We start from the raw sequence: 17,868 nt of genomic DNA, 5'->3' as shown, positions 1-17,868 counted from the left end.
TCTAACTCAATAGCGAAAAAATGGGATTTTCTGATGGATACGACACGCTGTAGTTGGGTTGGTAATGACCCGATATATCAGGCATATCATGATAATGTTTGGGGAAGGCCGGTTTATGATAAGCAGGAGTTGTTTGCCAAGTTATGTTTAGATGGTCAACAAGCAGGTTTGTCTTGGATAACCATTCTTAAGAAACAACAAAATTACGAAGCGGCTTTTGCTAATTTTGATCCTTATATTGTCTCGAAATATGATGAGCAAAATGTCGAGACCTTAATGCAGGATTCTGGCATTGTCCGGAACCGATTGAAGATTAATTCCATTATTCGCAATGCGCGCGCTTTTGTCGCTATGGAACAGCAGGGAATCGATTTTAGCCAATTTTTGTGGGATTTTGTTGGTGGTAAACCGATTAATAATCAGTTTAAGTCTATGGCTGAGGTGCCAGCGCAAACGACGGAGTCAGAAGCAATGTCTAAAGCGCTTAAAAAAGCCGGATTTAACTTTGTCGGACCGACTATTTGTTATGCGTTTATGCAAGCGGTAGGCATGGTTAACGATCATACAACAGATTGTTTTTGTTATAGTAAAAGTTAAATCAGCTCTTCCTATAAATTTTAGGTTGGGGCGTTTAATAATTGACAACTCGTAATGAATAAAAAGGCATGTTCCACGTGGAACATGCCTTTTTTGCTAATCAATTTTGACAAAAAAATTAATTTTCCTGAAACCTAAGTTTGACGACTACTTATCGGTTTCAAAGAAAAACTTTTTACGTTGTTTTTTGTCACCATTTAGCTCATTCATGGTTTCGGCGTCAAACAGCTTACCGTTAACCATGGTATAGCTCACTCGATCAGTTTGGCGGATGTCAGTTAGTGGGTCACCATCAATAACAATCAGGTCAGCTAACTTACCCGCTTTAACCGAACCAATCTGATGATCCATTCCAAATGTTTTTGCTGGGTTTATGGTGGCAGTTTTTAGTACTTCAAGGTTACTCATACCACCTTGAGCAAACATCCACATTTCCCAATGAGCTGCTAAACCTTCACGCTGACCATGGGCACCAATGTTAGGTTTAATTCCCAGCTCATTCATTTCGTTTGCGACTCTTGCCACGTTGAAGTGATTGTAGTGAGCATCGGGCGCTTTGGGTCTACGCATTGAACGGGCTTCTAATCTATCACTGGGAACATACATAGATAGACGCGGGTGAGCCCAAACATCGGTCTTATCATACCAATAGTTTTCTCCTGAAATCCCCCCGTATGCCACGACTAATGTCGGTGTATAGGCAACTTCTGTCTGGCTCCAGAACTGCTTAACATCATCGTAGATTGCACCAGCAGGTAATGAGTGCTCGATGGTTGTATGACCATCTGCAATCATAGTGAGGTTATGTTGCAGCAAACTTCCGCCTTCCGGTACTACCATCATTTCAAGTTCACGTGCTGCGGTGATCACTTGTTGTCGCTGGTTCCGGCGCGGTTGGTTATAACTCTTGACGCTGAATGCACCCACTTTCTTCAGTCGTTCTAAATGGAACTTGGCATCATCCAGTGAATCGATGTGGGAAGTATATCCTGGCGCATTTGCGCCATACAAAATGGTACCGGTTGAGAAGATTCTCGGGCCGACAATGTTACCGGCTTTTTGCTGTTCTGCTGCGGCAAAAATTTCGGTGGTGTCATTAGAAGGGTCGTGGATAGCCGTTACACCTAGTGAAAGGTTGGAGTATAACTCCCAGTTTTGCTGAGGAATAATCTCATTGTCTGCTTGAGCACCATGGGCGTGAGCATCGAACAAACCGGGCATTAAAGTCTTGCCCTTAATATCAATGACTTTAGCGCCACTTGGAATGTCAGTATTGGCTTCACCAACTGTAATGATCTTATTGTCTTTGACTATCACTACGCCATTTTCAATGACTTGGTCTTGCTCCATAGTGATAATTTGTCCGCCAACAAATGCTACTGTTCCACGTGGAACATCAGCTTCTTGGCTAAAGCCGATCTCTGTAATTGTTGGCTCAGCTTTGTCTGCATCTGCTTGATAATTAGTGTCGACACCTACCTGATATAACTCAGGACCTAAGGTCCAGTACAGCTGGTTGCTACGGTTGTTCCAACTGATACTTTCACCCGCTCTTACACTAAGCTGGCTAACCGGTAAACTACTGGCTTTAGGGCCAATTTGGATAGTTTCACCATGTTTAGCAAACGGGGTAACATAAACTCTAAAGCGCTCTGCAAATGCTAACTGTTTACCATCAGGCGACACCCTAAATTCTGTAGCATGCTTACTGGTATAGTGCACTTGAGGTTGGAAGCCGTGCATGTTGATGGATGACAGTTGTGGTGTGTCACCGTAGTCCATGAAGTAAACACGTTCGTTGTCAGCGCCAAATTGTGGTTGATACCCTTTGGCTGACAATTTGAATGTGTCGGTACCTTTTGTTGTGACTCGATATAAGCCCGGCTCTTGTGACCACGTTGTTGGCGTCACATTACCGCCTTTCGCTTTGCGGTAAACCACCATATCACCGTCGGGAGAGAAGGTAGGTTCTACATATTTGCCAGGTTCTTGGGTGAGTGTTTTTACGCGTTTGTTGCGTAAGGTCATTACGCGGACGCTGCCTTGGTCGTCATCATCCCAAGTAGTGAAAACTAATTGCTTACCATCTCTAGACCATTGTGGGTATAGTTCGCGTAGATCGCTATCTAAGCGGGTTAAACGTTTAACTGAACCATCGGGTAGGCTTTTTATCCATAGCTTACCTAGGGCCTCGTAAACCACTTTTTTACCATCTGGTGATACTTGCGCCATGCGCAGCATTTTTACATCAAACTGGTCTTGGTCTAGGTTTTGGGTAAAACGCACTGACGGCTGAACTGCACGCTCAGTTTTAACGGCAAATGGAATGTTGTCTACTTGCTTAGATGCAACATCAAGTTTGTTGATCTTACCGCCTGCCCAGAATACGATCTGCTCGTTATCTGCAGTCCAGCTCATGGTGGGGTAAACACCATGGATCGCCCATGTTTCTTGCATATCACGATCAAGCTTATCGTATAGCTTTTCAGTTGCACCTGATTTTAGATCGAGTAAATATAGGGTAGACTGAAAACCATCACGCTTAATATACGCGAGTTTTTTACCATCAGGACTCGGGGTTGGACGTATCGCACCACCCGTGCCTTCAATTAGCACCTCAATGTCGCCAGTCTGAGTATCGTAGCGCTTGATCTTGTAGATGCCTTTTACAGAATCTTTTGAGTAGTGGAAGGTCTTGCCGGGGGTGGCGTCCTGGCTAAAATAGATATAACGTCCATCAGGTGAATAGGCGGGTTCGCCAAGATCTTTTTGCTCATTGGGACGTTCTGTGAGTTTAACACCATCACCACCTGCGACATGGTACAGCCACACTTCACCGGCTCCTAGACTACGACTACCAGTAAAGTGTTTACGGGCCACCAAGTATTGCGAGTCTGGGCTCCATGCAGGGCTGTTCAATAAGCGAAATGTCTCTTTGGTCACAGGGCGTGGGTTGCTACCATCAGCGTTCATTATCCAAATGTTATCGCCGCCATCTTCATCAGACGTAAACGCGATATATTTGCCATCGGGGCTATAAACAGGCTGCATTTGCCAAGCAATGCCTGAAGCTAGAGGTTTAGCTTCGCCGCCAGAAATCGGCATTTGATAAATATCACCAAGTAAATCGAACACGATGTGCTTACCATCAGGGCTGACACTCACGTTCATCCATGTGCCTTCGGTGACATCAACAGCAACTTGCTGCAAAGGGGCATCTTGTGGTGCATTGACTTGCCACTTTTTGGCTTCTTCGGTGTTGGTTTCTGCAAATGCCGCGCTGCTTAAGCTTAATGCGATAGCAGTGCATAGCGGTGTAAGTTTTAGTTTTAGCATGTTATTCCCTGCTAGTTGTTTTTATAGTTGTGTAGGTACCAGTAGCGGGTACGCAGGCTCCCTAGTATCGCTTTGTTGCAGTTAGCATCAATCTAGGGATGAGGCTGACTGGTATTTATCGCACATATTTAGCAGCAGTAAAACAACTTTTCTGTGACATAATTTTAATGGCAAAAAAAAGCAGCCTAACGGCTGCTGGTGTGTGGGGTATTCGAGCGAATATTCTCTGGACTAACTTAGGATAACCGTATCACCAATGGCGATGGTCGCATCATTAACTACACGACAAGTCACGCCGCCGCGCCAGTCTGGAAGTAGGGCATTTTCAAGGCCTGGTTGCGCTATCTCCATTTTCTTACAGGGATCCGTTTCGCCAGTGATCAGCAGCTTGAGTGCTCCAATTTCCAGGGTCTTGCCTAAGTCTTGCTGACTAAAGCAAAGCCCTTCTACGAGCAAATTAGCTCGGCGAGTAGTCCACGGCAGGTCAACATTAATGCTGTCGCACGCAACTCGCCACTGCTCTGCTGACATGACGGTAACTTGTCTCTTACCTGGGCGACCAAACACATCCTGTGCTACGCCAGATGTTGTGGTGACCAGTGCACTCCCAGTTTCTATCATTGGGCCTTTTTTTACGGTCTTATAGCTAATGCCAAGCAGACTTGCCATGGTGATTCTCCCTTTTGCCGAATGCAATCAGTGTAAACATCACTACTGAAGGTGGCAATAGTCTTCATGACTATAACAAGTCAGGAAGCGGAGCTGCTGTATACGGCGGGCCTAGGTAGGAAAAATTGGGTCGAGGATGGGGACCGCTTGGGTTATAAACCTTTCTTTATCAGGTATTGGTAGGGTGTTGATTCTGTTTGGCTTGCGATAAGGGTGTGATCCATAAATTCACAAAAGCTTGGAATATCGCGAGTTGTCGCTGGGTCATCGGCAACAATAAGTAAAGTTTCGCCATCAGCCATTTTTCTCACAGATTTACGGACCATCATAACGGGCTCAGGGCATCGAAGTCCTAATGCGTTAAGTTGATGCTGAGCTTGAGAGAATTGATCGGTCATACTTACAAACCTTATGGGTGTAACAGAAGAGGCTAATATTACGCGAGAGCAGGGGCTAATCCAAGCCTATCGATCACTTTTGTGAGATGAGTCGATAAACATGTTTCACGTGAAACATTAGGGTGTCTAGTTCGCTATGTCAGCCGTTTTTGCCCTAGTTAACTCGATCAAGTCCTTAACAGACAAGCTAATGTCTAAGCCACGCTTGCCGCCACTAACATAAATCTCAGGTTGATTAACTGCACGGGTATCTAACACAGTAGGGGGTTTCTTTTTCTGTCCTAACGGACTAACCCCACCAAGCACATAACCTGTAGAACGTAATACATCCTGCGCCTGTGCCATAGCAACTTTTTTGGCTGCAAAAACTTTTGCCAACGCTTTTAGGTTTAGCTTAAGGTGAACAGGAATAATTGCTACCGCCAAACCTTGGTTATCTACTTGCACAACTAAGGTTTTAAAAACACTGTTTACATCAAGATTAAGCTTCTCCGCGGCTTCCAGTCCGTAGGATTTAACCGCTTCATCATGCTGATTAGTATGAATGTCGAACTTTATTTTGGCTCGTGTTAGGCAGTTTATCGCTGGTGTCATTGGTTGAAACCTTAGTGAAAGCAGGTGTAGGCTGATCATATCACTGCCGATGTTTCACGTGAAACATTAACTTAAGGCAATAAAAAAGGGTGCCGCTAAGGCACCCTTTTGCAAAATTTATGAGTCTTTAGGTTCTTTCAAATACCGTTGCGATACCTTGACCTAGACCGATACACATTGTGGCAAGACCTAAGGTCGCATCTTTACTTTCCATAAGATTAATCAGCGTGGTAGAGATGCGTGAACCTGAACAACCAAGTGGATGGCCGAGGGCGATAGCGCCACCGTTGAGGTTAATCTTTTCGTCGACAACGTCCATTAACCCAAGGTCTTTCACACAAGGAAGTGATTGTGCAGCAAAAGCTTCGTTAAGCTCAATCACATCAAGATCTGCAACAGTTAAGCCAGCACGTTGCAAGGCCTTTTGCGTAGCTGGTACTGGGCCGTAACCCATAATAGCTGCATCACAACCGGCAACGGCCATTGAGCGGATACGTGCACGAATAGGTAAACCTAAAGCTTTGGCCTTTTCTTCTTCCATGACTAACATGGCTGATGCACCATCAGACAGTGCCGATGAGGTGCCTGCGGTAACCGTACCATTGGCGGGGTCAAACACCGGACGTAAGCCTGCAAGTGATTCCATGGTTGTTTCTGGGCGAATGACTTCATCGTGTGCTACTTTAATCAGTGCACCGCTGGCATCATGGCCTTCAATGGCATGAATCTCATTGGCAAAACGGCCTTCAATGGTGGCTGCGTGGGCGCGTTGATGTGAACGAACTGCAAACTCATCTTGTTGCTGGCGGCTAATACCGTGCATTTTGCCCAGCATTTCCGCGGTTAAGCCCATCATACCAGAGGCTTTTGCGACATTGTTGGCAAGCCCTGGGTGAAAGTCGACACCGTGGTTCATCGGCACGTGACCCATATGTTCAACACCACCAACAATAAAGGTATCACCCATGCCGGTCATGATTGCGCGAGCAGCTTGGTGAATGGCTTCCATTGAGGAACCACATAAACGGTTAACCGTCACCGCGCCAGCTTGTTTAGGTAGCCCAGCTAATAGTGCTGCGTTTCGAGCAATGTTAAAACCTTGCTCAAGTGTTTGTTGAACACAGCCCCAAATCACATCTTCAATCGTGTTTGGATCCAGTTGAGGGTTTCTAACCAACAAGGCTTTCATTAGCTCAGCTGATAGTGTTTCGGCACGTACATTTCTAAATACTCCGGCCTTAGAGCGGCCCATTGGAGTACGGATGCAATCTACAATTACTGCTTGTTTCATTTTCTTGATCCTTCTGGGCTGTTAGGCTGGGTAGTAGCTACCGTTGTTTTTAGCAAGTTCACGCATATTATCAGTAACTTGATATAAGCCACCTAAATGTGCGTATTGGTCAGCTAGAGCAACAAAGTTGGCCACGCCCATGGTGTCAATATAACGGAATACGCCGCCTCTAAATGGTGGGAAACCTAAGCCGTAAACCAGCCCCATATCAGCCTCAGCCGGCGAAGCGATAATACCTTCTTCTAGACAACGTACGGTTTCAATAACCATCGGTATCATAGTGCGGGCAATAATCTCGTCGCTACTAAACTCTTTTAACTCACCAAAGGCATTACCTAATAACTCGTATGCGACTGGGTCAAGGTCTTTCTTTGGCTTGCCGCGACGGTCGATTGAGTATTGGTAAAAACCTTTGTCATTTTTCTGGCCAAAGCGTTCAGCTTCAAACATCACATCAATAGCGTCTTTACCGGTTTTACCCATACGGTCTGGGAAGCCTTCGGCCATTACCGCTTGCGCATGATGACCTGTATCTAGGCCTACAACATCTAACAGATAAGCAGGCCCCATTGGCCAGCCAAACTGCTTTTCCATCACTTTATCAATGGCTTTGAAATCAGCACCATCGGCAAGTAGGCCGCTGAAGCCCGCAAAGTAAGGGAACAAAACACGGTTGACGAAGAAGCCTGGGCAATCATTCACTACGATAGGGGTTTTGCCCATCTTACTTGCATAAGCGACGACTGAAGCGATGGTTTCTTCACTGCTGTTTTCACCACGAATAACTTCAACTAGCGGCATTTTGTGCACAGGATTAAAGAAGTGCATACCACAGAAACGTTCAGGCTTTTTCAGGCTTTTAGCCAGCAAGTTGATTGAGATGGTAGATGTGTTAGAGGTAATAATGGCATCGTCACTCACATGCTGTTCAACCTCTGCCAATACCGTTGCCTTAACTTTTGGATGTTCAACAACCGCTTCAACCACCACATCGGCTTGCTTAACTGCGCTGTAATCCAGAGTCGCGGTTATGTTATTTAGCACCTTCGCCATTTTGGCTGGGGTAGAGCGGCCGCGTTTAATCTGCGCCGCAAGTAGCTTCGATGCTTCACCTAAACCAAGATCCAATGCTGGCTGAGCAATGTCTTTCATGACAATCGGTGTGCCTTTACTGGCACTTTGATATGCAATGCCACCACCCATAATACCTGCACCAAGCACTGCCGCACTGTTAACTGCTTGCGCTTGTTTACTTGCTTTCTTAGCTTTGCCTTTAACCAATTGGTCATTAAGGAAAATACCAATTAATGCCTGTGCGACCTCTGTTTTAGCTAGTTTAATAAAGGCTTGATGTTCAACTGCTAGTGCTGCACTTCGGTCACCTTGTGATGCATTTTCAATCACGTCAACCGCAGCCATAGGCGCTGGGTAATGTTTACCAGCCACTTTGAATACCATGCCTTTGGCGGTGGCAAATGACATCATGGCTTCCAACTTAGGCAGTGTTAGCGGCGCTTGCTTTTGAGCGCGGCGAGCTTGCCAATCTAAGTCACCAGATAGGGCATCTTTGAGCATTTGAATCGCAGCTTGTTCAAGTACGTCAGCTTCAACAACTGCATCAATGGCGCCGACTTGTAGGGCTTTGTCTGGACGTTGCTCTTTACCTGATGTAATCCACTCTAGTGCATTATCAGCGCCAATTACCCGAGGTAGTCTTACTGTGCCACCAAAGCCTGGAATAAGGCCCAATTTAGTTTCTGGGAGGCCAATACGGGCACTGCTGTCAGCGATACGGAAGTCGGTTGCTAAAATTGCTTCGCAGCCGCCACCAAGTGCAAAACCTTTCACCGCTGAGATAGTTGGGAAGGGCAGATCTTCAAGCTTATTGAATACGTCGTTGGCTTGCACAATCCACTCATGTAACACAGATTCTGGTTGAGCAAATAGACCTAAGAATTCGGTAATGTCAGCGCCTACAATAAAGGTGTCTTTTGCAGAAGTGACCAAGACAGCATTGATATCTGCTTGTTGCTGCATAATGCTATCGAGTGCAGCGTTGAGGGAATCCAGTGTCTCTTTATCAAACTTGTTCACCGAGCCTGGCGAATTAAAACATAATTTGGCTATATTATTTTCAAGCATCTCAACTTGAATCGTAGGGCTTTGGTAGATCATTGCTTGCTTCCTTTTTGCGTGATACCCAGTCAACTTATCATTATTCGAGGGTAAGGCTTTCTCACAGCAGGCCATCATTTGACCAGTTGCCAGACAGTGTGCGTTGTATTTGAAAAAATTTCAACACCCAATTTAAACGGTTGTTTAATTTTCTTCAGTTAGCCGATAAATTCGCCTTTATGATAGACTTTAGCAAACAGAGTCATGCACCGATATGACAGCAAACAATTGGTGCAAATGTCCTAAAAATACAAAAGGGAACTAGCCATGGAAAAATTAGCCGCACTGTATCCGGCACATATCACCGAGCTCAATCGTCGTGTTGCTGAAATTTGTGCTCGAGAGAATCTTGCTGGACTGGTTATTCACTCAGGGCAGCCACACCGCCAATTTCTCGATGACATGGACTATCCCTTTAAGGTTAACCCGCATTTTAAAGCTTGGCTGCCTGTGGTTGATAACCCCCATTGCTGGTTGTTGGTTAACGGTAAAGACAAACCACAGTTAATTTTTTATCGCCCTGAAGATTTTTGGCACAAAGTTGCCGATGTACCTACTGCGTTTTGGACTCAAGAATTAGATATCAAGTTACTCACTAAAGCCGACAAAGTGGCTGAGCTATTACCCAACCAAGTTGGCCAATGGGCCTATATTGGTGAACATATTGATGTGGCCGAAGTGCTAGGGTTTACGGCTCGCAACCCTGAAGCTGTGATTAGCTACTTGCACTATCACCGTGCCACAAAAACCGACTATGAACTTGTGTGTCTGCGTCAGGCCAACCACATCACGGTAAAAGGGCACTTAGCCGCAAAAAGTGCGTTTTATGGCGGAGCAAGTGAGTTTGAAATTCAGCAAAGCTATTTAGCGGCAACCGATCAAGGTGAAAACCAGATGCCCTATGGCAATATTGTGGCATTAAATGAAAACGCGGCGATATTGCATTACACAGCACTTGAACATCATGCGCCGGCAGAGCGTCACTCTTTCTTAATTGATGCCGGTGCAAGCTTCTCTGGTTATGCGGCTGACATTACTCGCACTTACGCGTTTGAAAAGAATCTATTTGGCGAGCTAATTACAGCCGTTGATGTGCTGCAGCGTCAAATTATCGATATGATGCGCCCTGGGGTCAAATATGTTGATCTGCATGTCGCTACCCATCAAAAGCTAGCGCAAATCCTGATTGATTTTAACTTGGCTAATGGAGAGGTTGCGGATTTAATTGAATCTGGCGTAACGGCGGCATTTTTCCCCCATGGTTTAGGGCATATGTTGGGTCTGCAGGTGCATGATATGGGTGGGTTTTTACATGACGAGCGCGGTACCCATATCGCTCCGCCACAAGCGCACCCATTTTTACGTTGTACTCGCACGTTAGATGTAAACCAAGTGCTCACCATTGAGCCAGGCTTATACATTATTGATTCATTGCTGGCGCCGCTTAAAGCTGACAAACGTAGCCAAATGGTACAGTGGAATACGGTTGAGCAATTGCGCCCATTCGGCGGCATTCGTATTGAAGATAACGTTATCGTGCATAATGATCGCGTAGAAAACATGACCCGAGACTTAGGCTTGAATGATTAGCTGGCTTGGCATCGTTGTTCACTCACAATAAAAGGGTCGTCAATTGAGCGAAAGTTATTTAATCCCGGCACAAACCTATACGTTTGAAGAGGAGATTAAACATAGCAGGTTTATCACGGTACTGTTTCATTGTGATAGTGAAGAGGTGTTTAAGTGTGTACTTACTAACCTTAAGGTTGAGTATCCTGGGGCTAATCACTATTGTTATGCGTTTGTCAGTGCTGCCCCCGACAATCAGGTCGCGATTGGCTCCAGTGATGATGGTGAACCTGCGGGCAGTGCCGGCCGGCCAATGTTGGCATCACTACAGGGAGCGAATATCGGTGAGATTGGCGCGGTTGTTATCCGTTATTTTGGCGGCACTAAGTTAGGCGTGGGTGGCTTGGTTCGGGCGTATAGCTCTGGTATCAAGCAAGCAGTTAAGCTGTTACCGACTAGCTTAAAGCAGATACGTTATCGTGTTAGCTTAGCGTGTGATTATGCACAGCTTAAAGATATAGAGCATTTTGTTAGTAAGGCTAATGCGTTAATCGAAGACAGAGTCTTTGCCGATCAAGTCACATTAATTATTGCCATACCTAAAGCAAGTTTAACTGAACTCAATGCAGATTTGGCCACGATTAGTCAGGGGCAGTTACAGCTACGTTTGGACTAATGAATTATGTGCCGCAGCCGCTAATATATTTAATTGCTACAACGAATTAAGCTGCGCTCCTGTTATCGGGTTGGTTTGGCATGACTAATCGCTGTGCTGACCCAATGATTTGTGCGAAAATAGCCGCAAATGCCGCCAGTAGATGCTGGCCTGCACACCTTTGCTTAAATGGATGAGTAGAATAAGCCCTAATGCAATATAGAACGATAATAAGAATAACCGGTCTACTGATGGGCTTGTTTTCTATCTCGCTGCTTCCCTCTGCGTTAGTGGCGGTGATCTATAAAGATGGCGGTGGCACGGCATTTATCCAAGCCTTTTTCTTGAGCCTGCTACTTGGCTTCATGCTGTGGTACCCCAACCGTCACTCTAAAGAAGACTTACGTACCAGAGAGGGCTTCTTGTTAGTGGTGTTGTTTTGGTGCGTACTGGGCTCTATTGGTGCGGTGCCGTTTATTTTCTCCAGTCAGCCAAATCTTAGTTTCACCGACAGCTTTTTTGAGTCTTTTTCTGCGCTAACAACCACAGGGGCTACCGTATTAGTCGGTCTCGATACGCTGCCGAAAGCCATTTTATTCTATCGTCATCTATTGCAGTGGCTTGGTGGTATGGGAATCATTGTATTAGCGGTGGCGATATTGCCTGTTTTAGGTATTGGGGGGATGCAGTTATATCGAGCAGAAATGCCTGGGCCGGTAAAAGACAGTAAGATGACCCCCCGAATAGCGGAAACAGCCAAAGCGCTGTGGTATATCTATTTTGCGTTAACTGTCGCTTGCGCGTTTGCTTATTGGGTGGCGGGTATGGATGTGTTTGACGCCATTTGTCACTCTTTTTCTACTATCGCTATTGGCGGCTTTTCAACCCATGATGCCAGTATGGGCTACTTTGATAGCACAGCTATCAACATGGTGTGTGTGGTATTTTTGTTGATTGCGGCGCTTAACTTTAGCTTACACTTCGCGGCATTTACACGACGTGGACTTAACCTAAAAGTCTATTTTAGGGATGCTGAGTTTAAAGTGTTAATCGCAATTCAGTTAATTTTAACCGCCATCTGTTTTATCACGCTGTACCACTCAGGGATATACGACAGCCCTGAAGAAACCCTAGATTTTGCCCTGTTTCAAGCCGTCTCTATTTCAACAACCGCAGGCTTTGGTACCGAAAGCTTCCATATGTGGCCTCTGTTTTTACCTATGCTATTGATCTTTTCTAGCTTTATTGGTGGTTGCGGTGGTTCAACGGCTGGCGGCATTAAAGTGATGCGAATGATCTTGCTGCTGTTGCAGGGCTCTCGTGAGTTAAAACGCTTAGTGCATCCGCGGGGTATGTTCTCCATCCGTATTGGTGGTAAAGCTTTGCCTGATCGTGTGATTGATGCGGTTTGGGGCTTCTTTTCTGCTTATGCGTTAGTGTTTGTGATTTGCATGCTGATTTTAATGGCAATGGGATTAGACAATATTACCGCTTTTAGTGCGACTGCGGCTTGCTTGAATAACTTGGGCCCCGGATTGGGAGAAGTGGCGAGTAACTACGCAAGTATTGGCGATGGCGCCAAGTGGGTGTTAGTTGTCGCGATGATTTTTGGCCGCCTTGAAGTCTTTACGCTTCTGGTGCTATTTACGCCAACTTTTTGGAAGAATTGATGAGCAATACGTTAATTATATACTCTAGTGTTGATGGGCAAACTAAGGTGATTTGTGACCGTCTTCAAGCCATTTGTACGGCTAAGGGTGACAAAGTCACTGTCGTCGCCCTAGACGATGCCCATAGCATCAACTTGTCTTATTATGACAAAGTATTGATTGGGGCGAGTATTCGTTATGGTAAGCATCGCCCTGCGTTATATCAGTATGTTAATCGTCATCGTGCGGTATTAAACAGCAAGAAAAATGGTTTTTTCACTGTCAATGTAGTGGCTCGAAAACCAGAAAAAAATACGCCTGAAACCAATCCTTATATGAAGAAGTTCCTGCAACTGTCTCTGTGGGAACCGCAGCAATTAGCCGTGTTCGCTGGCAAGATTGATTACCCTAAATATCGCTTATTTGATCGCAGTATGATTCGATTAATTATGTGGATCACTAAAGGGCCCACAGACACCAGCGGGACCTATGAGTTTACTGATTGGGAAGGGGTTGAGCATTTTGGAAATGCGTTTAGCGAACGCTAGGTAAATCTGGCTCACCAAGCGCGAGCTTGGTGAGTATTGCGACTACTTGGCGCAATATTTCTCATACAAAATTGAAATCACCTCAGTGACTTGCTCATTTTTCAGCGTATAAAACACCACTTGTGAGCTTTTACGGGTCGACACCAAATCTTCGGCACGCAATACCGCCAAATGCTGCGATAAAGCAGATTGGCTAAGCGGGATTGATGCATTCAACTCTGTCACGCTCAATTCATTATCCAGCAGCTGGCACAAGATCATTAACCGATACGGGTTCGCAATAGCTTTAAGCCATTTCGCCGCGCTTTGGGCATTGGTCACCATTTCGTTGACATCGATCTCTTTTTGCATCGGACAGACTCACTTGTATATTTGATTAGATAATTCTAATTGAGTGGTGTGGTTTAATCAATCATACTGCTGGTGCAAACTGAACTCAATTTCAGTTACCAATAGTATGATCGAGTCCGCTTTTATTTAGCATTTGCTTTTATATCCCACGAGTGGATTAGCAATTTGTGATCCATTCAGCGTTTTATTTTCGTCGCAACTGCAACAATGGTGATTGGTCAACTCTATTTAAATGGGCTTTCAATGAAATCAGTGCTAGTACTTTATTATTCGCGTGGTGGGCATACCGCTAAAATTGCACGCGCTATGGCAGAGCATCTGCAATCACAAAGTATAGCCTGTGACATTATTCATATAGAGCAAGCGGCCGATATTGATTGGCAAAAATATGATGTAATAGCCTTAGGGGCTTGTGTGCTCTATGGCAGTTACCACAAGTCAGTATTTGAGTTTGTTAAGCAATATCAGCAACAAATCAAGGCTAAGCCGAACAGCTTTTTCAGCGTTAACGTGGTGGCGCGTAATCCTGAAAAGCGCGTACCCGAAAACAATAAATACCTGCAAAAATTTATCGAGTTGTCAGCTTGGACACCACAAGATGTCAAAGTGATTGCCGGTAAGGTCGATTACCCATCATGGCGTTGGTATGACCGCATGATGATTCAGTTAATCATGAAAATCACAGATGGCCCAACCGATCCTAAAGCGATTATTGACTACACTGACTGGGATGATGTCAACGTGTATGCCGACCACTTGGTGAGCTTGGCGGCTAAATAAGCTTATCTTTCGCTAATTCATAGCTCGTCTAGCGTGTCGAGCTATACCGATATATTCACTGTTTATCTTTAAAGTTGTGATTATCCGTGAATTGTTGTTTTATTAGCCTAATCCAAAGTTGCTCGATAGCATCAACCTAGCATGGCCAGTTTGTTGGACTACTAGAGTGATGATTAGTCGACTTTTTGAACTGCGTATCTCTGCTTTCCTAATAGTAAACTCTCTTTTAACTTTCAAATCAGCCCTTATTGAAAAATAGTGCTATGTTACTAGTTTTTAACATTAAACTTGCCGGCAGCGACTAGGGCTAGTTGGATGCTATTTGGAGAGCAAAGGGATGGCTATAAGAAAAATCATATTTTTAGTGTGTGTTCTTTTAACGCAGGGAAGTTGGGCTAATGAGTTTAGTCAGTGTGAAGATGCCGACCAGTTTCCTGAACTCAACGACTCTTTGTGCGGATCCGTAAGTGTGCCTTTGTTGCATGAGGCAAAGAACGACAGGACAATAGAGTTATTTGTTAGAAAATTTCCAGCGCTTCAACAAAGTCAAGGGCAATTATGGTTGGTAGCAGGAGGACCTGGTGAATCAGGCGCTAGCTTTTATTCAACTATAAACACCTTTAGGGAATCGTTTGCTAGCTTGGACATTTTTGTGGCTGATCATCGGGGGGCGGGGTTTTCTAGTTCAATCTGTCGTGGTGAGAACGTCGATTCTATTGCAGGCAAAGTGCTTGTTGGTGAAGAGTGGGGCCAGTGTTTTTTACAAATGTACTCAGATCTTGAATATGTGAGCGCATTTAGCATTACTAATGCAGCTAAGGACTTACAGTTGCTAATGAAGTCTCTAGGAGGGTCTGGGCAAAACTTCATTTATGCGGTTTCCTATGGAACTCAATTGGTACTAAGGGCCAGTCAGTTAAAGGGATTTGAGGTTGACGGTTTGATTTTAGACTCCCTTGTCCCTATGCAAGATGACCAAGCATTTGATTTAAGCCAACGCTCAAAGGTGGTGGACATAGTTGGCAAAGATTTGCTGAGTAAGTGTGACCATTTAAAAGCGTGTGGTGTTGATGGAGAGCAAATGAAAGCGAGCCTTTCTAAACTCTTAGCCAAATCTAATAATCTACAAGACTTTTCTGCAAGCTTACCAAATGGAAGTCTTACCAATACCTTGGGAATGATGCTCGATATTCCCCATATCAGAAATCAGCTGCCAGCTATCATTCAAAGCTTAGCCAATAATGATGCTTCACAATTGGTTAGCGCAGTGGCTGAGATAGAATCCTATTACGCTCAATTTAACCCTGGGTACAACAACTTCGGCTCCTCAATCCCTCTGGTTCAAATCATAACGGCTTCTGAAAATAACCTAAGACCACAACTAACTAAGGCTGAGGTTAATCAAGAGCAAACTGACCTTTTATTCACTAGCCCTTTACCTAGCTTGATGGCCGAAAACAGTATGCCGACTTATGATAAAGATGCTTTTTATGCAGCGTTACCAAAGACACTGCCAAGAACGATGGTTATTCATGGCAGTTTAGATCCCAAGACTCATTTTAAAGGCGCGGTAGCCCATAGTGACGAACTTGCAAAACGAGGAAAATTGGCATTGATTACCATTGTTGATGGCGTGCATTTTTCTGCGTTGAATGCTCCAAAGTGCTTTAAGCAACATGCTCAACTGTTTGTGAGCAATGAAGCAAAGAGTGTGACTTGCCACGATCCAAGTTCTTTGGTTAGGTTTAATACCAAGTCATTTTGATTGCCATGGGGTTGCTCTATTCGACAATGGTTCACACCTTATTGGTGGCTAATACTTCCAAAAACTGGGGTGAAACAGCACTGCGACGGTGAGGATTTCTAACCGGCCTAATAACATACCGATGGCCAGTGCCCATTTTGCGATATCGGGTAGCGATGAAAAATTACCGGCCGGGCCAATAATATGCCCTAAACCTGGTCCAACATTGGTCACAGCGGTAATAGCACCTGAAAAGCTGGTGGTTGGGTCGAGGCCGGTGAGCACTAAAATGATGGATAGCAGCACAATCACTAATAAAAATAATAGAATAAAAGTGACTAATGAGCGCACGATATCTTCATTGATCACTCTACCGTTGTAGCGTTCGCGAAAAACGCCATTGGGATGAAATTGTTGTTTAAGCTGCTCTTTCATTATCGACAAGGCGATTTGGAAACGGAATATCTTGATGCCGCCAGAGGTTGAGCCTGAACAACTGCCGACAAACATAAGAAACAAAAACGCGACATTGGCGAGTGCTCCCCAGGCCGTGTAATCAGTCAAGCCATAGCCAGTGGTGGTGACCACTGAAACCACATTAAAGCTAGCTAGACGTAAGGCATCGAGTAGCGTCATTTGATGACCTTGCCATAGCCATAAGGCTAAGCCGCATGAAACTAAGCTAATAAACAGCACAAAACCTTTCACTTGTTGGTCTTGCCACACTCGCATTGAACGTTGGCTTATGCTCTGTACAAAGAGCAATAAAGGTAGGCCGCCAGCCGCCATAAAAAATACGCCTACCCAATGGGCTTGTGGAGTAAAAGCCGCCATGGAGCTATCTGAGGTTGAATAGCCGCCGGTCGATAAGGTTGTCATGGCATGGTTAATGGCTTGAAACCAGTTCATGCCGGCTAAATGGTAAGCGACACCGCATAAAACGGTCAGCAAAATGTAAATATAGAATAACTGTTTAGCTAAATTTTGGGTGCGAGGAATGGCCTTGTCACCCCATTCTGACGATTCGGTTCTAAATAGGCGCATGCCACCCACATTTAAAAATGGTAGCACCGCAACCGCCATCACAATAAAGCCAATGCCGCCCATCCACTGTAATAGTGAGCGCCAGACCAAAATGCTGTGATCCATGGTATCTAGCCCTGACAGCACAGTAGACCCTGTCGTAGTGATACCGGACATGGTTTCAAAAAACGCATCGGTGTAGTTAATGCCGTGATAGAGGGTAAACGGCATGGCGGCAAATAAACTGACAATAAACCAGGTGAGGCTGGTCAACAAAAACATGTCACGAATATTGAGTTTGAGGTTTCGGTTGTGGCCCTGATGCATACAGGCACTGGCACAGGTGCCGCAGACTAGTGATGAAATCATGAATGCGCCAGCGGTTTCTTCGTTGTAAAACAACGCGAATGCCAGTGGCACAAACATAAATATGGTCAGGGTTGAGAGGAACGCCCCTAAGATAAACAGCAGTGGCCGTATATTTAGCAT

15 protein-coding genes are annotated in these 17,868 nt (G+C 45.0%); 7 read left to right on the top strand and 8 right to left on the bottom strand.

Translation table 11 applies throughout. The annotated features are described in order from the left end of the window. Positions 1 to 33 precede the first annotated feature (33 nt). Positions 34 to 597 (top strand): DNA-3-methyladenine glycosylase I, encoded by a 564-nt coding sequence (locus tag L865_RS0111640; protein ID WP_028773397.1) that lies wholly within the window; start codon positions 34 to 36, stop codon positions 595 to 597. A gap of 147 nt (positions 598 to 744) precedes the next feature. Here L865_RS0111640 and L865_RS0111635 read toward each other — a convergent pair whose 3' ends face one another. From L865_RS0111635 to fadB, 6 genes are all read right to left on the bottom strand, one after another. Beyond that, the gene (locus L865_RS0111635; protein WP_028773396.1) at positions 745 to 3,933 is read right to left on the bottom strand and encodes an amidohydrolase family protein; all 3,189 of its coding nucleotides are present in this window, start codon (positions 3,931 to 3,933) and stop codon (positions 745 to 747) included. A 231-nt stretch (positions 3,934 to 4,164) separates the two neighbouring features. Then, the gene (locus L865_RS0111630; protein WP_028773395.1) at positions 4,165 to 4,602 is read right to left on the bottom strand and encodes an MOSC domain-containing protein; all 438 of its coding nucleotides are present in this window, start codon (positions 4,600 to 4,602) and stop codon (positions 4,165 to 4,167) included. A 152-nt stretch (positions 4,603 to 4,754) separates the two neighbouring features. Then, positions 4,755 to 5,000: a sulfurtransferase TusA gene (gene tusA / locus L865_RS0111625; protein ID WP_028773394.1), complete on the bottom strand. Its 246-nt coding sequence runs from the start codon at positions 4,998 to 5,000 to the stop codon at positions 4,755 to 4,757. A 126-nt stretch (positions 5,001 to 5,126) separates the two neighbouring features. Beyond that, positions 5,127 to 5,594 (bottom strand): Cys-tRNA(Pro) deacylase, encoded by a 468-nt coding sequence (gene ybaK, locus L865_RS0111620; protein ID WP_028773393.1) that lies wholly within the window; start codon positions 5,592 to 5,594, stop codon positions 5,127 to 5,129. A gap of 127 nt (positions 5,595 to 5,721) precedes the next feature. Then, the gene (gene fadA, locus L865_RS0111615) at positions 5,722 to 6,885 is read right to left on the bottom strand and encodes an acetyl-CoA C-acyltransferase FadA (RefSeq protein WP_028773392.1); all 1,164 of its coding nucleotides are present in this window, start codon (positions 6,883 to 6,885) and stop codon (positions 5,722 to 5,724) included. A 21-nt stretch (positions 6,886 to 6,906) separates the two neighbouring features. After that, positions 6,907 to 9,060, bottom strand: coding sequence for a fatty acid oxidation complex subunit alpha FadB (fadB, locus tag L865_RS0111610; RefSeq protein ID WP_028773391.1), 2,154 nt, complete (start codon positions 9,058 to 9,060; stop codon positions 6,907 to 6,909). Positions 9,061 to 9,327: 267 nt separating this feature from the next. Here fadB and pepQ point away from each other — a divergent pair, with 267 nt between their 5' ends. The 4 genes from pepQ (at position 9,328) to hemG (L865_RS0111590) (ending at position 13,481) form a co-directional block, all read left to right on the top strand. Continuing rightward, on the top strand, positions 9,328 to 10,650 hold the full coding sequence (gene pepQ / locus L865_RS0111605) for a Xaa-Pro dipeptidase (RefSeq protein WP_028773390.1): 1,323 nt from the start codon (positions 9,328 to 9,330) through the stop codon (positions 10,648 to 10,650). Positions 10,651 to 10,693: 43 nt separating this feature from the next. Continuing rightward, on the top strand, positions 10,694 to 11,305 hold the full coding sequence (locus tag L865_RS0111600; protein ID WP_028773389.1) for a YigZ family protein: 612 nt from the start codon (positions 10,694 to 10,696) through the stop codon (positions 11,303 to 11,305). 191 nt (positions 11,306 to 11,496) lie between these two features. Continuing rightward, positions 11,497 to 12,954 (top strand): TrkH family potassium uptake protein, encoded by a 1,458-nt coding sequence (locus L865_RS0111595; protein ID WP_028773388.1) that lies wholly within the window; start codon positions 11,497 to 11,499, stop codon positions 12,952 to 12,954. Beyond that, complete coding sequence (gene hemG, locus L865_RS0111590; protein WP_028773387.1) at positions 12,954 to 13,481, top strand: menaquinone-dependent protoporphyrinogen IX dehydrogenase; 528 nt, start codon at positions 12,954 to 12,956, stop codon at positions 13,479 to 13,481. Before L865_RS0111595 ends, hemG (L865_RS0111590) begins: the two co-directional genes overlap by 1 nt. A 42-nt stretch (positions 13,482 to 13,523) precedes the next feature. Here the strand turns inward: hemG (L865_RS0111590) and L865_RS0111585 are convergent, their stop codons facing one another. Next, positions 13,524 to 13,832 carry an ArsR/SmtB family transcription factor gene (locus L865_RS0111585; protein WP_028773386.1) on the bottom strand — a complete coding sequence of 103 codons (309 nt, stop codon included), beginning with the start codon at positions 13,830 to 13,832 and terminating at the stop codon, positions 13,524 to 13,526. Positions 13,833 to 14,075: 243 nt separating this feature from the next. On the opposite strand from L865_RS0111585, the gene hemG (L865_RS0111580) reads away from it, so the two are divergent. Together hemG (L865_RS0111580) and L865_RS23630 are read left to right on the top strand one after the other, a co-directional pair. Next, a complete protein-coding gene (hemG, locus tag L865_RS0111580) occupies positions 14,076 to 14,612 on the top strand; it encodes a menaquinone-dependent protoporphyrinogen IX dehydrogenase (RefSeq protein ID WP_028773385.1) in 537 nt (178 codons plus the stop codon). Positions 14,613 to 14,934: 322 nt separating this feature from the next. Next, positions 14,935 to 16,377: an alpha/beta fold hydrolase gene (locus L865_RS23630; protein WP_157577549.1), complete on the top strand. Its 1,443-nt coding sequence runs from the start codon at positions 14,935 to 14,937 to the stop codon at positions 16,375 to 16,377. 48 nt (positions 16,378 to 16,425) lie between these two features. On the opposite strand, the gene L865_RS0111570 is transcribed toward L865_RS23630, so the two are convergent. After that, on the bottom strand, positions 16,426 to 17,868 hold the full coding sequence (locus tag L865_RS0111570) for a TrkH family potassium uptake protein (protein ID WP_028773384.1): 1,443 nt from the start codon (positions 17,866 to 17,868) through the stop codon (positions 16,426 to 16,428).

Source organism: Shewanella waksmanii ATCC BAA-643, from assembly GCF_000518805.1.
Classification (GTDB): domain Bacteria; phylum Pseudomonadota; class Gammaproteobacteria; order Enterobacterales; family Shewanellaceae; genus Shewanella; species Shewanella waksmanii.
This window is presented reverse-complemented; position numbering and strand designations above follow the sequence as displayed.

Bases quoted from the DNA above. Each gene is read 5' to 3' on its own strand.
- L865_RS0111640 (WP_028773397.1), top strand. From the start codon at position 34: ATGGATACGACACGCTGTAGTTGGGTTGGTAATGACCCGATATATCAG.
- L865_RS0111635 (WP_028773396.1), bottom strand. From the start codon at position 3,933: ATGCTAAAACTAAAACTTACACCGCTATGCACTGCTATCGCATTAAGC.
- L865_RS0111630 (WP_028773395.1), bottom strand. From the start codon at position 4,602: ATGGCAAGTCTGCTTGGCATTAGCTATAAGACCGTAAAAAAAGGCCCA.
- tusA (WP_028773394.1), bottom strand. From the start codon at position 5,000: ATGACCGATCAATTCTCTCAAGCTCAGCATCAACTTAACGCATTAGGA.
- ybaK (WP_028773393.1), bottom strand. From the start codon at position 5,594: ATGACACCAGCGATAAACTGCCTAACACGAGCCAAAATAAAGTTCGAC.
- fadA (WP_028773392.1), bottom strand. From the start codon at position 6,885: ATGAAACAAGCAGTAATTGTAGATTGCATCCGTACTCCAATGGGCCGC.
- fadB (WP_028773391.1), bottom strand. From the start codon at position 9,060: ATGATCTACCAAAGCCCTACGATTCAAGTTGAGATGCTTGAAAATAAT.
- pepQ (WP_028773390.1), top strand. From the start codon at position 9,328: ATGGAAAAATTAGCCGCACTGTATCCGGCACATATCACCGAGCTCAAT.
- L865_RS0111595 (WP_028773388.1), top strand. From the start codon at position 11,497: ATGCAATATAGAACGATAATAAGAATAACCGGTCTACTGATGGGCTTG.
- hemG (WP_028773387.1), top strand. From the start codon at position 12,954: ATGAGCAATACGTTAATTATATACTCTAGTGTTGATGGGCAAACTAAG.
- L865_RS0111585 (WP_028773386.1), bottom strand. From the start codon at position 13,832: ATGCAAAAAGAGATCGATGTCAACGAAATGGTGACCAATGCCCAAAGC.
- hemG (WP_028773385.1), top strand. From the start codon at position 14,076: ATGAAATCAGTGCTAGTACTTTATTATTCGCGTGGTGGGCATACCGCT.
- L865_RS0111570 (WP_028773384.1), bottom strand. From the start codon at position 17,868: ATGCTAAATATACGGCCACTGCTGTTTATCTTAGGGGCGTTCCTCTCA.